Genomic DNA, 14,754 nt, shown 5'->3' on the forward strand with positions numbered 1-14,754 from the left:
TTTCAGTCCGCGCGTTTGCCGGAACCGGCGTCGAACCAGTGCAGCTTGTCCTGGCGCGCCGCAATTTTTACCGTGTCCCCCGCGACTGGCGGATGGTCGCTTTCGTCGGTGCGCATGATGATCTGCTCTTCGCCGATGCGGCCGTATACCAGCCGCTCGGCGCCAAGCAGTTCGACCGACTCGACCTGCACGGACCAGCCGCTTTCGTCGAGCTTCATGTGCTCGGGACGAATGCCGAGGATCTGGCCCGGCCGCACGCCAGGCGCATGGTGCAGCAGGTTCATCGGCGGCGAACCGATGAAGCTCGCGACAAAGGTGGTGGCGGGCCGGTTGTACACCTCTTCAGGCGTTGCGAACTGGTCCATCACGCCGCCGTTCATCACGATGATGCGCTGCGCCAGCGTCATGGCCTCGACCTGGTCGTGCGTGACGAAGAGCGAGGTGATGCCGAGCTCGCGGTGCAGCTTCTGGATCTCCAGGCGGGTCTGCGCGCGCAGCTTGGCGTCCAGGTTGGACAGCGGTTCGTCGAACAGAAACACCTGCGGCTGCCGCACGATGGCGCGGCCCATGGCCACGCGCTGGCGCTGGCCGCCCGAAAGCTCGCGCGGCTTGCGCTCGAGCAGGTGGCCCAGCTCGAGGATCTTGGCCGCCTTGTCGACGCGGGTCTTGATTTCGGCTTCGGGCAGTTTGGCGATCTTCAGGCCATAGGCCATGTTCTTGAACACGCTCATGTGCGGATAGAGCGCGTAGTTCTGGAACACCATGGCGATGTCGCGCTCGGAAGGTTCGAGCAGGTTCACCACGCGGCCGCCAATGGCGATGTCACCGGCCGAGATGTCTTCCAGGCCGGCCACCATGCGCAGCAGCGTGGACTTGCCGCAGCCCGAGGGCCCGACGATGACGACGAATTCGCCCTTGTTCACCTCGGCGGAGACGCCGTGGATGACCTGGTTGGCCTTGGCACCCTTGCCGTAGCGCTTGATGACGTTGCGAAAGGAAATGGCTGACATGTTGTCTGTTTTAAATATCAGGTTGTGGCTGGCGCGCCAAGCCGGGAAACACCGCGGAACCGGCTTTGCCGGGCCGCCGGTGTTGCCCCCTCGAGGGGGAGGCGGCTACACGAAGTGAGCCGCTTCGGGGGTGGGCTCATTTCTCCGTGTCGACCAGGCCTTTGACGAACCAGCGCTGCATCAGCACCACGACGATGGCGGGCGGTATCAGCGCCAGCATGGCGGTGGCCATCACGAGGTTCCAGTCGACCGCGGCGTCGCCCGAGGCGATCATGCGCTTGATGCCGATGACCACCGGGTACATGTCCTCGCTGGTGGTGGCCAGGAGCGGCCAGAGGTACTGGTTCCAGCCGTAGATGAACTGGATCACGAAGAGCGCGGCAATCGAGGTCTGCGACAGCGGTATCAGGATGTCCTTGAAGAAGCGCATCGGCCCCGCGCCGTCTATTCGCGCGGCCTCGACCAGCTCGTCGGGCACCGAGAGAAAGAACTGCCGGAACAGGAAGGTCGCCGTGGCCGACGCGATCAGCGGGATGGTCAGGCCCGCATAGGTGTTGAGCATGTTCAGGTCGGCCAGCACCTTGTAGGTGGGCAGGATGCGCACCTCCACCGGCAGCATGAGCGTCACGAAGATCATCCAGAACACGATCTTCTTGAACGGAAAGCGGAAATACACGATGGCAAAGGCCGAGAGCAGCGAGATCGCGATCTTGCCGATGCTGATGACCAGCGCCGTGACCAGGCTGATCCACATCATGCGGCCCACCACCACGCGCGCGCCCTGCGTCTCGGTGCCAAGGAGGGCCGCAGTGTAGTTTTCGACCATGTGCGCACCAGGCACAAGCGGCATCGGCACGCGCAGGATCTCGTCGCGTGTGTGGGTCGAGGCGACGAAGGCCAGGTAGATGGGAAAAACCACGATGGCGATGCCCAGGATCAGCACCACGTGCGACAGGACGGTGAGGCCAGGCCGGCGTTCAATCATGGCGGGGGCTCCGGAGGAAGGAAGCAAAGGGGAAAGGATGCGCCATCAGTACTGGACCTTCTTTTCGACGTAGCGGAACTGGATCACCGTGAGTACGACGACGATCACCATCAGCACCACGGACTGCGCGGCCGAGCCGCCCAGGTCGAGGGCCCGGAAGCCGTCGTGCCAGACCTTGTAGACCAGGATCGCGGTGTCTCGGCCCGGCCCGCCTTCGGTCGTGGCATGCACGATCGCGAAGGTGTCGAAGAAGGCGTAGACCACGTTGATCACCAGCAGGAAAAAGGTGGTGGGCGACAGCAGCGGGAACTGGATGGTCAGGAACCGGCGCAGCGGGCCGGCGCCGTCGATGGCCGCGGCCTCGATCAGCGCCTTGGGAATGGACTGCAGCCCGGCCAGGAAGAACAGGAAGTTGTAGGAGATCTGCTTCCAGATTGCGGCCACGACGATCAGCGACAGCGCCTGATTCGAATTGAGCAGGTGGTTCCAGTCCATGCCCATCTTGCGCAGGCCGTAGCTCACCACGCCGATGCTGGGCGAGAACATGAACACCCAAAGCACGCCGGCGATTGCGGGCGCCACCGCGTACGGAATGATCAGGAAGGTCTTATAGAACAGTGAACCGCGCAGGATGCGGTCGGCAAAGATCGCCAGGAGGAGCGATATTGAGATGCCGATGCCGGCCACCAGCACGGAGAACAGTGCGGTGACCTGGAACGACTCGATGTAGGCCGGGTCATCGAACAGGGTCTTGAAGTTCTCCAGGCCCACGAAGACGGTGGAGGTGCCGAAGGCGTCCTCCGTCTGCATCGATTGCCAGATTGCCTGGCTGGCGGGCCAGAAGAAGAACACCAGGATCACCGCCATTTGCGGCGCGATCAGCAGCCATGGCAGCCATGCCGATCGGAATAGAACGCGTTTTTCCATAGCCCCTCGAATCCCTCAAAAAACGAAACGCCCGCCCACGGCTTTTTGCAGTGGCGGGCGGGCGAGTCTACTTCGGCGCCGAGGCGCCCGGAGCTTCAGCCTTTGTTTGCCTTCTCGAAGCGTTCGAGCTGCTCGTTACCGCGCTTGACGGCGGCATCCAGAGCTTCCTTGGCGGTGCGCTTGCCGTTCCAGATCTGCTCGGTTTCCTCGTCGATGATGGTCCGGATCTGCACGAAGCTGCCCAGGCGCACGCCGCGCGACTTGTCGGTGGTCTTGCGGATCATCTGTGTCACGGCCACGTCGGTGCCGGGGTTGTCCTTGTAGAAGCCCGAGGCATCGGTCAGCTTGTAGGCCGCCGTGGTAATGGGCAGGTAGCCCGTGCGCTTGTGGCTTTCGGACTGCACCTTGGTGTCGGACAAGAAGGTGAAGAAGTTGGCCACGCCCTTGTAGTGGTCAGCCGGCTTGCCGGACATGACCCAGAGGCTGGCGCCACCGATCACGGTGTTCTGGGGCGCGCCCTTCACGTCGGGGTAGTAGGGTAGGGTGGAGATGCCGTACTTGAACTTGGCGTCCTTGGCCACGCGCGCGTACAGGCCTGAGGAGCCGGTCATCATCGCGCATTCGCCCGAGGGGAAGGCGGCGTCTGCCGTGTTGTTGCGGCCCTTGTAGACGAAAGTGCCGTCCTTCGACATCTTGGCCAGGTTCTCGAAGTGCTTCACCTGCAGCGGCGAGTTGAAGGCCAGGCGTGCAGAGGTGCCGCCAAAGCCGTTGTTCTGCGTTGCATAGAGCGTGTTGTGCCAGGCCGAGAAGCTCTCGAGCTGGGTCCAGCTCATCCAGCTGGTGGTAAACGGGCACTTGTGGCCGCTGGCCTTGAGCTTGTCGGCCGCCGCAATCACTTCGGGCCAGGTGGTGGGTGCCTTCTCGGGGTCCAGGCCGGCTGCCTTGAAGGCGTCCTTGTTGTAATAGAAGATGGTCGTGGAGCTGTTGAACGGGAAGCTCAGCATCTGGCCATTGGGCGCGGTGTAGTAGCCCGACACGGCGGGTACGTACACGCTGGGATCGAACTTGGCGCCGCCCGAGTTCATCACTTCGCCAACCGGCTTGATCGCGCCCTTGGAGGCCATCATGGTGGCGGTGCCGACCTCGAACACCTGCAGGATGTCTGGCGCATTGCCGGCGCGGTACGCCGCGATGGCGGCGGTCATCGATTCGTCGTATTGGCCCTTGTAGGTCGGCACGACCTTGAATTCCTTCTGGCTGGCGTTGTACTGCTTGGCGAGGTCGTTGACCCATTCGCCGAGCGGGCCGCTCATGGAATGCCACCACTGGATCTCGGTTTGGGCGTGGGCCACATTGAACAGCGTGGTGGCGGCCAGCGCCGATGCCAGCGCGAGCGTCTTGAATCGCATGAAGACTCCTGATGGGAAAATGAAAGCGCGGATGCTAGGCCATGTGGATGACACAGCCGCGTCACATTGGCGCACGGACCGTTGTCATCTTCCAATCGGGAAAACCCCTTTGGCACAAGGCTCCTGGCGGTGCGGGGGGGCTCGTGTTGCGCCGCAGCATGCTAGCATCGCATTCGCCTTTTTCGGCCTAGCCTGTTGCCGCGGCCGGGGCTTCCGCGAGTACGTCATGAGCAGCAAAACCTCCCTCGAAAAAAGCCGGATCAAGTTCCTTCTGCTGGAGGGCATTCACCCTTCGGCGGTGGAGGTGCTGCGCGGCGCGGGCTACACCAACATCGAGTCGCTGCCGGGCGCGCTGCCCGACGCGGAGCTCAAGGCCAAGATCGCCGACGTCCACTTTCTGGGCATCCGTTCGCGCACGCAATTGACGGCCGAAGTCTTTGCAGCCGCCCAGAAGCTGGTGGCGGCGGGTTGCTTTTGCATCGGCACCAACCAGGTCGACCTGGATGCCGCGCGCGAGCATGGCGTGGCGGTGTTTAACGCCCCTTATTCCAACACCCGCTCGGTGGCCGAGCTGGTGCTGGCCGAAGCCATTCTTCTTTTGCGCGGCGTGCCCGAAAAAAGCGCGGTGGCGCACCGCGGCGGCTGGCTCAAGTCGGCCGAGAACGCGTTCGAGATCCGCGGCAAGACGCTGGGCATCGTGGGCTACGGCTCCATTGGTGCCCAGTTGTCGGTGCTGGCCGAGGCGCTGGGCATGAACGTGGCCTTCTACGACGTGGTGACCAAGCTGCCACTGGGCAATGCGCGCCAGGTGCGGGAACTGCACCAGTTGCTGGCCCAGAGCGACATCGTGACCCTGCACGTGCCGGAGACGCAGGCCACGCAATGGATGATCGGCGCGGCGGAAATCGCCGCCATGAAGCCGGGCTCGATCCTGATCAATGCCTCGCGCGGCTCGGTCGTCGAAATCGAGCCGCTGGCCGAGGCGCTGAAGCAGAACAAGCTGCTGGGCGCCGCGATCGACGTCTTCCCGGTCGAACCGCGCACCAACAAGGATGAGTTCCAGTCGCCGCTGCGCGGGCTCGACAACGTGATCCTCACGCCCCACATCGGCGGCTCGACGATGGAGGCGCAGGCCAACATCGGTCTCGAGGTGGCGGAAAAACTGGTGAAGTACAGCGACAACGGCACCTCGACCTCGTCGGTCAACTTTCCAGAGGTGGCGCTGCCTGCGCACCCTGGCAAGCACCGGCTGCTGCACATCCACCGCAACGTGCCGGGCGTGCTGTCGGAGATCAACAAGATCTTCTCGGACAACAACATCAACATTTCCTCGCAGTTCCTGCAGACCAACGAGAAGATCGGCTACGTGGTGACGGACATCGACGCGGCGTATTCCGACCTGGCCCTGGAAAAGTTGGCCAAGGTGAACGGGACGATCCGCAGCCGAGTGCTGTTCTGAGGTTCCCCAGGGGCTACTTAATAGGGGAACGGAGGCGGCCCCGGGCAAACCCCCGGGCGCTGCCCTAAAATCTCCACCCCCGGCTATGGGCGCGCAGCGCCCGGCCGAGGTGCCACCCCGATGAATGCTCCGACCGCGTTGACCACGCTGTTGTCACAGGCCGCAGAGCCTGTACGACTGCGCGAGATCCCCTATAACTACACCAGCTTTTCCGACCGAGAGATCGTGATCCGCCTGTTGGGCGAGCGCGGCTGGGAACTGCTCCAGACCCTGCGCGCCGAGCGCCGTACCGGCCGATCGGCCCGCATGCTCTACGAGGTGCTCGGCGACATCTGGGTGGTCCAGCGCAACCCCTACCTGGTCGACGACCTGCTGGACAACCCTCGCCGCCGCGGGCAACTGGTCGATGCGCTCAGGCATCGCCTCGCTGAGGTGCAGAAGCGCCGCACCCCCGACAGCGACCTGCCACGCGACCAGCTCGTGGGCGAACTCACGGGCCTCGTCGGCCAGGCCGTCGCGGCCTTCGACTCCGCCTTTCGCGATGTGGCGGCCCTTCGCCGCAAGGCCACGCGCGTACTGGGCCGCCTCACGGCCAAGGACAACATCAAGTTCGACGGCCTCTCGCGCGTGTCGCACGTGACCGACGCCACCGACTGGCGCGTGGAATATCCCTTCGTGGTGCTGTGCCCCGACACCGAGGCCGAGATGGCCCTGCTGGTCAAGGGCTGCATCGAACTGGGGCTCACCATCATTCCGCGCGGCGGCGGCACCGGCTACACCGGCGGCGCGATTCCGCTCACGTGGAAGAGCGTGGTCATCAACACCGAAAAGCTCGAGGCCATGACCGAGGTCGAGATGGTCTCGCTGCCCGGCCTCGATGCGCCCGTGGCCACTGTCTGGACCGAGGCGGGCGTGGTCACGCAGCGCGTGGCCGATGCCGCCGAGCGGGCCGGCTATGTGTTCGCGGTCGACCCGACCTCCGCCGAAGCCTCGTGCGTCGGTGGCAACGTGGCGATGAATGCGGGCGGCAAGAAGGCCGTGCTCTGGGGCACGGCGCTCGACAACCTGGCTTCATGGCGCATGGTGACGCCGCAGGCCGAATGGCTCGAGGTCACGCGCATCGGCCACAACCTCGGCAAGATCCACGACGCCGAGAGCGCCGTGTTCGAGTTGCAGTACTACGCCGCCGACGGCAAGACCAAGCTGCGCACCGAGCGCCTCGACATTCCCGGCCGCACCTTCCGCAAGGAAGGCCTCGGCAAGGACGTGACCGACAAGTTCCTTTCTGGCCTGCCGGGCATCCAGAAAGAAGGCTGCGACGGCCTCATCACCAGCTGCCGCTGGGTGGTGCACCGCATGCCGGCGCACACGCGCACCGTGTGCCTCGAATTCTTCGGCAACGCGAAGGACGCGGTGCCCAGCATCGTCGAGATCAAGGACTTCATGTTCGCCGAGCAGAAGCGCTCTGGTGTGCTGCTGGCCGGTCTGGAGCACCTGGACGACCGCTACCTGAAGGCCGTGGGCTACGCCACCAAGTCGAAGAAGCACGGCGGTCTGCCGAAGATGGTGCTGTTCGGCGACATCGCGGGCGACGACGCCGACGCCGTGGCGCGCGTCACGTCGGAAGTGGTGCGCATCGCCAATTCGCGCAGCGGCGAAGGCTTCATCGCCATCAGCCCTGAGGCGCGCAAGAAATTCTGGCTCGACCGCAAGCGCACGGCCGCCATCAGCAAGCACACCAACGCCTTCAAGATCAACGAAGACGTGGTGATTCCGCTACCGCGCATGGCCGAGTACAGCGACGGCATCGAGCGCATCAACATCGAGCTGTCGCTCAAGAACAAGCTGGAGCTCACCGACGCGCTCGAGGCCTTTTTGCTGCGCGGCAACCTGCCGCTCGGCAAGAGCGACGACGCGCATGAAATTCCGGCGGCCGAGCTGCTCGAAGATCGCGTGGCGCAGGCCGTAGCGCTGGTGCAGAGCGTGCGTGCGCTCTGGGCCGAATGGCTGCGCGACGCCGACCGGCTGTTTCCGCAGCTGCAAGACCACACCCTGCGCGCCAGCTGGAAGACCCAACTGCGCCAGCCGCTGCAGGAAATTTTCAGCGGCGCCGAATTCGCGCCCATCGTTGCCGAATGCGTGGCGATCCACAAGCAGGTGCTCAAGGGCCGTGTGTGGGTGGCGCTGCACATGCATGCCGGCGACGGCAACGTGCACACCAACATTCCCGTCAACAGCGACAACTACGACATGCTGCAGACCGCGCATGCCGCGGTGGTGCGCATCATGGCGCTGGCACGCAGCCTGGACGGCGTGATTTCGGGCGAGCACGGCATCGGCATCACCAAGCTCGAATTCCTGAGCGACGAAGAGCTGAAGCCCTTCATGGACTACAAGCAGCGCGTTGACCCCGAAGGCCGCTTCAACAAGGGCAAGCTGGTGCGCCCGCCTGCCGGCGAAAACGTCGAGCTGCATGCCGATTTGACCAACGCCTACACGCCGAGCTTCGGCCTCATGGGTCACGAGTCCCTGATCATGCAGCAGAGCGACATCGGCGCCATTGCCGACAGCGTGAAGGACTGCCTGCGCTGCGGCAAGTGCAAGCCGGTGTGCGCCACCCACGTGCCGCGAGCCAATCTGCTGTACAGCCCGCGCAACAAGATCCTGGCGACCTCGCTGCTGGTCGAGGCTTTCCTGTATGAAGAGCAGACCCGGCGCGGCATCAGCATCAAGCACTGGGAAGAGTTCGAGGACGTAGCCGACCATTGCACCGTGTGCCACAAGTGCCTCACGCCGTGCCCGGTGAAGATCGACTTTGGCGACGTGTCGATGAACATGCGCAACCTGTTGCGCAAGATGGGGCAAAAGAGCTTCCGGCCCGGCAATGCGGCCGCGATGTTCTTCCTCAACGCGACCAATCCGCAGACCATCAAGGCGGTGCGCGCGGGCATGGTGGGCATCGGCTTCAAGGCGCAGCGCCTGGCGAACGACCTGCTGCGCGGGCTTGCCCGTAAGCAGACTGCCGCGCCGCCGGCCACGCTGGGCCCTGCACCGATCAAGGAGCAGTTGATCCACTTCATCAACAAGAAGATGCCGGGCAACCTGCCGAAGCAGACGGCGCGCGCGCTGCTCGACATCGAGGATGCCGACTACGTGCCGATCATCCGCAACCCGAAGGCGACCACGTCGGAGACGGAGGCGGTGTTCTACTTTCCGGGCTGCGGCTCGGAGCGGTTGTTCTCGCAGGTGGGCCTGGCCACGCAGGCCATGCTCTGGCATGCCGGAGTGCAGACGGTGCTGCCGCCCGGATACCTGTGCTGTGGCTACCCGCAGCGCGGCAGCGGCCAGTTCGACAAGGCCGAGAAGATGATCACGGACAACCGCGTGCTCTTCCACCGCGTGGCCAACACGCTCAACTACCTGGACATCAAGACCGTGGTGGTGAGCTGCGGCACCTGCTACGACCAGCTGCAGGGCTACCAGTTCGACAAGATCTTTCCCGGCTGCCGCATCATCGACATCCACGAGTACCTGCTCGAGAAGGGCATCACGCTCGCCGATGCGGGCGGTGGCGGTTACCTGTACCACGACCCCTGCCACAGCCCGATGAAGCTGCAGGACCCGATGAAGACCGTGAAGGCGCTGGTCGGCGACAACGTGCTGAAGAACGACCGCTGCTGCGGCGAATCGGGCACGCTGGGCGTGTCGCGGCCCGACATCTCCACGCAGATCCGCTTCCGCAAGGAAGAAGAGCTCAAGAAGGGCGAGGCCGCATTGCGCGCGAGCGGCCAGGTCGGCGAGAAGGACAACGTCAAGATCCTCACCAGCTGCCCGAGCTGCCTGCAAGGCCTTTCGCGCTACGGCAACGACCTGAACAACGGCCTGCTCGAAGCCGACTACATCGTGGTCGAAATGGCCAACAAGATCCTCGGCAAGGACTGGATGCCGGAATACGTGGCGGCGGCCAACCACGGCGGGATCGAACGGGTGCTGGTATGACCATGGCCACCACCGGCCCGGTCCCGGGCTGCCCGTTCTGCGAAGGCCCGGGTGGCCGCATCGTGTTCGAAGGCACGAAGCTTCGCGTCATTCATGCCGAAGAGGCCGGTTTCCCGGCCTTCTACCGCGTGATCTGGCGCGAGCACGCAGCGGAATTTTCCGACCTCAGTGCCGCCGACCGTGTGCTGTGCATGGAAGCGGTGACGGTGGTCGAGCAGTGCCTGCGTGAACATCTGTCCCCCGCCAAGATCAACCTCGCGGCGCTCGGCAACATGGTGCCGCACCTGCATTGGCACGTGATCGCGCGCTTTGCAGGCGACACCCATTTTCCCGGCTCGGTGTGGGCTCCGGTGCAGCGCGAGGCGGATGCAGCCCAACTGGCTGCCGTGGCCGAGCGCCTGCCTGAACTGGAGCGTGCGATGATGGCCCGACTGGGCACAAGGAGCTTCTGATGGCAGGTTTGCAAGCCGGCGCACCGACGCCGCAATCGATCACCGTGCACGGCCAGTCGCGTGTGCTCGAGGTCGGGTTCTCCGACGGTGCCACCTTCCGCATCCCGTTCGAGCTGATGCGCATCTATTCGCCCTCCGCCGAGGTACAGGGCCATGGCCCGGGTCAGGAAATCCTGCAGACCGGGAAGCGCGAGGTCGAACTGGTCGATCTCAAGCCGGTGGGCAACTACGCCGTGCAGCCGGTCTTCAGCGACGGCCACGACACGGGCATCTTCTCGTGGGACCTGCTGTACGAACTCGGCGCCAAGGAGGCCGAGCTTTGGGCCGAATACGAGCGCCGACTCGCCGCGGCGGGCGTCGACCGCGATGCGCCCATGCTCGACAAGGGCGGCGGTGCCGCCTGTGGGAGCCACTGAGCCGGCCCTTGGCCGCGATCACGGGGCCGTCCTGCGGCCCGCTATTTGAAGAAAAAAGCAACAAAGCCCGCCGTCTTCGGAGGGTCGCGTTCTTGAGGTGTGAGCTTCCGCCCTAATATCAGTCCCATGAGCACCACCCACTTCGGCTTCGAAAAAGTCGACGAAAGCGAGAAAGCGCAACGCGTCCGTGGCGTCTTCGATTCCGTTGCCACCCGCTACGACCTCATGAACGACCTGATGTCGATGGGGCTGCATCGCGCCTGGAAGGCCTACACCGTGATGGTGGCCAACGTGGGCGAAGGGTCGCGCGTGCTCGACATCGCGGGCGGCACCGGCGACCTCGCGCTCGCCTTCTCGAAGAAGGTGGGTGCCAGCGGCAAGGTGGTGCACACCGACATCAACGAAGCCATGCTGCGCACCGGCCGCGACCGCCTGCTCGATGCCGGCGTCGCGCTGCCCACTCTGGTGTGCGACGCAGAAAAGCTGCCGTTCCCGAGTGACCATTTCGACGTGGTGACCGTGGCGTTCGGCCTCCGCAACATGACGCACAAGGACTTGGCCCTGAAGGAAATGAACCGCGTGCTCAAGCCGCGCGGCAAGCTCCTGGTGCTCGAGTTCTCGAAAGTCGCCAAGCCACTCGCCAAGGCCTACGACTGGTATTCGTTCAACGTTCTGCCCAAGCTGGGCAAGCTGGTGGCGGGCGACGACGCGAGCTATCGCTACCTGGCCGAATCCATCCGGATGCACCCCGCGCAGGACGAGCTCAAGACCCTCATGAAAGAGGGCGGTTTCGGGCATGTGGACTATCACAACATGACGGGTGGCGTGGTCGCCCTTCATGTTGGAATCAAGTGTTGATGACGCGAATTCTTCGCTCAAAAGAGGAGACGACATGAAAAGTTTGAGTTCTTTGTTCCTGGCTTGCGTGCTGGCCCTGGTCAGCGTGCAAGCCGATGCAGCGCGCATCGGCGGCGGCAAATCGGTCGGTCGCCAGTCGTCCAACGTGACGCAGCGTGAATCCGCATCGCCCACTGCGCCCACCCAGCAAAACGCGGCCACCGCAACGCCCAAGCCTGCCACGCCGGCGCCCGCTGCCGCGGCACCGAAGCGTCCGTGGGGCGCCATGCTCGGCGGCCTCGCTGCCGGCCTCGGCCTTGCCTGGCTCGCGAATTCGCTGGGCCTTGGTGCCGGCTTTGCCAACATCCTGCTGATCGGGCTGCTCGTGATGGCCGCACTGTTCGTCTGGCGCATGTTCAAGGCGCGTTCGGCTGCGTCTTCGGGCGCCAACCGCCCGGGCGGCTTCGCATTCGAAGGCGCGGGCAACCCGGCGAATGCCAGTTCCCCCGCGCAGTACAGCCCGAACAACGTCGGCAATGACGCGTCGGCCCGGCCCTGGGAGCGCAACACCAGCGCTTTCGACGCCACGCCCGCACACACCGACGAACGGCACGGCAGCAGCCTTTCCGCGGCTGGTGCCGCGGCCGGCGGCAGCATGATCGGCTCGGCGCTGTCGGGTTCGCAGTCGTGGGGCATTCCGGTCGGCTTCGACGTCGACGGCTTCCTTGCAGCCGCCAAGCGCAACTTCGTGACCCTGCAGGACGCCTGGGACCGCGCTGACGTCACCACGCTTCGCTCGATGATGACCGACGGCATGGTCGACGAGATCCGCGCCCAGCTGGCCGATCGCGCCAGCCACACCGGCGGCGCCTCGAACAAGACCGAAGTCGTGATGCTCGACGCCAAGCTGCTCGGCATCGAGGAAATGGGCGACGTGTACATGGCAAGCGTGGAGTTCTCCGGCATGATCCGCGAAGACGCTTCCGCCGGCCCCGGCCCGTTCCGCGAGGTCTGGAACATGACCAAACCCACCAGCGGCACCAGCGGCTGGCTCGTGGCGGGCGTGCAAGCGCTTCAGTAAGCGCACCGCGGCGGCCGAGAGGCCGTCCGCAGAACCGATAATGGGGACATGGCCACACCATCGTCCCCATTTTCTTTTCTCGACGATCTATTCAATCGCATCGGCGAGCGCCTTCAGCCGCCCGCCTGGGCGGTGCACGAGATCCAGCACCGTGCTGTGCTGTTTCTGAACCACGTGCTGCAGCAGGAACCTGAGGCCCAGCAGCGGCTGCTGCGGCAGCAGGGGAGGGTGGTGCGCTTCCAGTGGCGCTTCGTGACCATGGAGCTGGTGGCCACGCCCGCCGGCCTCCTTGACCTCGCGCCCGCCGGATCGGTGCCCGAGCTCACGCTCACCGTCACCGACGAATCCCCCTTCGACCTGGCACGCAACACCTTGCGCGGCGGCAAGCCTTCGGTGCAGATCATCGGCGACGTGCAGCTCGCGGCCGAAGTCAACTGGCTGGTCGACCACGTTCGCTGGGATCTCGAGGACGATCTCGCCCGGCTGATCGGCGATGTGCCAGCGCACACCATTTCCAACGGCGCGCGCCGCGTGGTGGGTGCACTGCGCCAGTTCGTCGGCGATCGCAAGCCCCAGCAGGCCGGCGGCTCGGCGAGCACGCCCGAATGAGGCGCTTCTACCGCGGGCTCTTCATCGTCTGGGTCGCGCTGCGCTACGGCCTGGACGAGCTCGTGCTCACGAGCTTCCAGAAACCCTGGCTGCGCGTGGTGGCGCGCGTCGTTTCCATCGGCCGCAACCTCGATGCGCCCCGCGGCCAGCGGCTGCGCGAGGCGCTCGAACGGCTGGGCCCCATCTTCGTCAAGTTCGGCCAGGTGCTGTCGACCCGGCGCGACCTGCTGCCGCCCGACATTGCCGACGAGCTCGCTTTCCTGCAAGACAGGGTGCCGCCGTTCCCTTCGTCGGTGGCCATCGCGACCATCGAGCGCGCCTTCCGCCGCCCGGTGGGCGACGTGTTCGTCCAGTTCGACGAGACGCCGATTGCCAGCGCGTCGATCGCGCAGGTGCACTTTGCGACCATTCGCACCAACGATGACGAGGTGCGCGAGGTCGCGGTCAAGGTGCTGCGTCCCAGCATGCGCGGCGTGATCGAGAAAGACCTGGCCCTCATGGCCATGATGGCCGGCTGGGTCGAGAGGCTGTCGCCCGATGGCAAGCGCCTGAAGCCGCGCGAGGTGGTGGGCGAGTTCGACAAATACCTGCACGACGAACTCGACCTGGTGCGCGAAGCGGCCAACGCCGCCCAACTGCGCCGCAACATGGCCGAGCTTGATCTGGTGCTGATTCCCGAGATGTTCTGGGATTTCTGCCATCCCGAGGTGATCGTGATGGAGCGCATGAACGGCGTGCCCATTGCACAGCTCGACCGGCTGCGCGCGGCCGGTGTCGACATTCCCAAGCTGGCGCGCGACGGCGTCACGATCTTCTTCACGCAGGTGTTTCGCGACGGTTTCTTTCACGCCGACATGCACCCGGGCAACATCCAGGTGAGCCTCGCGCCCGAGACTTTCGGGCGCTACATTTCGCTCGACTTCGGCATCATCGGCACGCTGACCGAGTCGGACAAGGAATACCTGGCGCAGAATTTCGTGGCCTTCTTCCGGCGCGACTACAAGCGCGTGGCCGAGCTTCACCTCGAAAGCGGCTGGGTGCCCGAAGGCACCCGCATCGACGAGCTGGAAGCGGCGATACGCACCGTCTGCGAGCCGTACTTCGACCGGCCGCTGCGGGAAATCTCGCTCGGCATGGTGCTCATGCGCCTGTTCCAGACCTCGCGCCGCTTCCACGTCGAGATCCAGCCGCAGCTGGTGCTGTTGCAGAAAACCCTGCTCAATATCGAAGGATTGGGCCGCCAGCTCGACCCCGAGCTAGACCTCTGGCATACCGCCAAGCCGTTCCTCGAGAAATGGATGGTCGACCAGATCGGGCCCAGGAAGCTGTTCGAGCAGCTCAAGGCCGAGGCGCCGCGCTATGCAAAATTGCTGCCGCAGTTGCCGCGCCTGCTGCACGATTTCCTTGAAAATCGGCCCGCCGACCACCGCCGTGAGCTGCTGGAACTCCTGGCCGCGCAGAAACGGACCAACCGGTTGCTGCAGGCCATTCTCTATGGTGGCATGGGATTTGTATTGGGGTTGCTCGCCATGCAGGTGCTGGTGCGCGTGAAGTTGTTCTAGAGGAGAGT

At 64.7% G+C, this 14,754-nt stretch carries 12 protein-coding genes; 8 read left to right on the plus strand and 4 right to left on the minus strand.

Features of this window, described 5'->3' with window-relative positions:
* Positions 1-2: 2 nt before the first annotated feature.
* From ugpC to ugpB, 4 genes are all read right to left on the minus strand, one after another.
* Positions 3-1,010 (minus strand): sn-glycerol-3-phosphate ABC transporter ATP-binding protein UgpC, encoded by a 1,008-nt coding sequence (gene ugpC, locus ASC78_RS15550; RefSeq protein WP_055802849.1) that lies wholly within the window; start codon positions 1,008-1,010, stop codon positions 3-5.
* Positions 1,011-1,146: 136 nt separating this feature from the next.
* On the minus strand, positions 1,147-1,995 hold the full coding sequence (ugpE, locus tag ASC78_RS15555; RefSeq protein WP_055802851.1) for a sn-glycerol-3-phosphate ABC transporter permease UgpE: 849 nt from the start codon (positions 1,993-1,995) through the stop codon (positions 1,147-1,149).
* Between the two features lie 45 nt (positions 1,996-2,040).
* On the minus strand, positions 2,041-2,922 hold the full coding sequence (ugpA, locus tag ASC78_RS15560) for a sn-glycerol-3-phosphate ABC transporter permease UgpA (protein ID WP_055802854.1): 882 nt from the start codon (positions 2,920-2,922) through the stop codon (positions 2,041-2,043).
* A 95-nt stretch (positions 2,923-3,017) separates the two neighbouring features.
* Positions 3,018-4,331 carry a sn-glycerol-3-phosphate ABC transporter substrate-binding protein UgpB gene (gene ugpB / locus ASC78_RS15565; protein ID WP_055802855.1) on the minus strand — a complete coding sequence of 438 codons (1,314 nt, stop codon included), beginning with the start codon at positions 4,329-4,331 and terminating at the stop codon, positions 3,018-3,020.
* Positions 4,332-4,557: 226 nt separating this feature from the next.
* Between ugpB and serA the strand changes: the two genes are divergently transcribed.
* The 8 genes from serA (at position 4,558) to ubiB (ending at position 14,746) form a co-directional block, all read left to right on the plus strand.
* Positions 4,558-5,790 carry a phosphoglycerate dehydrogenase gene (gene serA, locus ASC78_RS15570; protein ID WP_055802857.1) on the plus strand — a complete coding sequence of 411 codons (1,233 nt, stop codon included), beginning with the start codon at positions 4,558-4,560 and terminating at the stop codon, positions 5,788-5,790.
* Positions 5,791-5,910: 120 nt separating this feature from the next.
* Positions 5,911-9,789: a DUF3683 domain-containing protein gene (locus ASC78_RS15575; protein WP_055802859.1), complete on the plus strand. Its 3,879-nt coding sequence runs from the start codon at positions 5,911-5,913 to the stop codon at positions 9,787-9,789.
* Positions 9,790-9,791: 2 nt separating this feature from the next.
* On the plus strand, positions 9,792-10,241 hold the full coding sequence (locus ASC78_RS15580; RefSeq protein WP_157634462.1) for an HIT family protein: 450 nt from the start codon (positions 9,792-9,794) through the stop codon (positions 10,239-10,241).
* Positions 10,241-10,657 (plus strand): gamma-butyrobetaine hydroxylase-like domain-containing protein, encoded by a 417-nt coding sequence (locus tag ASC78_RS15585; protein ID WP_055802865.1) that lies wholly within the window; start codon positions 10,241-10,243, stop codon positions 10,655-10,657. The genes ASC78_RS15580 and ASC78_RS15585 overlap by 1 nt, the downstream gene beginning before the upstream one ends.
* Positions 10,658-10,783: 126 nt before the next feature.
* The gene (gene ubiE, locus ASC78_RS15590) at positions 10,784-11,515 is read left to right on the plus strand and encodes a bifunctional demethylmenaquinone methyltransferase/2-methoxy-6-polyprenyl-1,4-benzoquinol methylase UbiE (RefSeq protein WP_055802866.1); all 732 of its coding nucleotides are present in this window, start codon (positions 10,784-10,786) and stop codon (positions 11,513-11,515) included.
* A 34-nt stretch (positions 11,516-11,549) separates the two neighbouring features.
* Positions 11,550-12,575, plus strand: a complete 1,026-nt coding sequence (locus ASC78_RS15595) for a Tim44 domain-containing protein (protein WP_055802869.1) — start codon at positions 11,550-11,552, stop codon at positions 12,573-12,575.
* A gap of 48 nt (positions 12,576-12,623) precedes the next feature.
* Positions 12,624-13,184 (plus strand): ubiquinone biosynthesis accessory factor UbiJ, encoded by a 561-nt coding sequence (locus ASC78_RS15600; protein WP_055802870.1) that lies wholly within the window; start codon positions 12,624-12,626, stop codon positions 13,182-13,184.
* Entirely contained in the window at positions 13,181-14,746 is a 1,566-nt protein-coding gene (gene ubiB, locus ASC78_RS15605) for a ubiquinone biosynthesis regulatory protein kinase UbiB (RefSeq protein WP_055802872.1), read from the plus strand. Before ASC78_RS15600 ends, ubiB begins: the two co-directional genes overlap by 4 nt.
* Positions 14,747-14,754: the final 8 nt, after the last annotated feature.

Source organism: Variovorax sp. Root318D1, assembly GCF_001424835.1.
Classification (GTDB): Bacteria; Pseudomonadota; Gammaproteobacteria; order Burkholderiales; family Burkholderiaceae_C; genus Variovorax.

Bases quoted from the DNA above. Each gene is read 5' to 3' on its own strand.
- ASC78_RS15580 (WP_157634462.1), top strand. From the start codon at position 9,792: ATGGCCACCACCGGCCCGGTCCCGGGCTGCCCGTTCTGCGAAGGCCCG.
- ugpB (WP_055802855.1), bottom strand. From the start codon at position 4,331: ATGCGATTCAAGACGCTCGCGCTGGCATCGGCGCTGGCCGCCACCACG.
- ugpE (WP_055802851.1), bottom strand. From the start codon at position 1,995: ATGATTGAACGCCGGCCTGGCCTCACCGTCCTGTCGCACGTGGTGCTG.
- ubiE (WP_055802866.1), top strand. From the start codon at position 10,784: ATGAGCACCACCCACTTCGGCTTCGAAAAAGTCGACGAAAGCGAGAAA.
- ubiB (WP_055802872.1), top strand. From the start codon at position 13,181: ATGAGGCGCTTCTACCGCGGGCTCTTCATCGTCTGGGTCGCGCTGCGC.
- ASC78_RS15585 (WP_055802865.1), top strand. From the start codon at position 10,241: ATGGCAGGTTTGCAAGCCGGCGCACCGACGCCGCAATCGATCACCGTG.
- ASC78_RS15595 (WP_055802869.1), top strand. From the start codon at position 11,550: ATGAAAAGTTTGAGTTCTTTGTTCCTGGCTTGCGTGCTGGCCCTGGTC.
- ASC78_RS15575 (WP_055802859.1), top strand. From the start codon at position 5,911: ATGAATGCTCCGACCGCGTTGACCACGCTGTTGTCACAGGCCGCAGAG.
- ASC78_RS15600 (WP_055802870.1), top strand. From the start codon at position 12,624: ATGGCCACACCATCGTCCCCATTTTCTTTTCTCGACGATCTATTCAAT.
- ugpA (WP_055802854.1), bottom strand. From the start codon at position 2,922: ATGGAAAAACGCGTTCTATTCCGATCGGCATGGCTGCCATGGCTGCTG.
- serA (WP_055802857.1), top strand. From the start codon at position 4,558: ATGAGCAGCAAAACCTCCCTCGAAAAAAGCCGGATCAAGTTCCTTCTG.
- ugpC (WP_055802849.1), bottom strand. From the start codon at position 1,010: ATGTCAGCCATTTCCTTTCGCAACGTCATCAAGCGCTACGGCAAGGGT.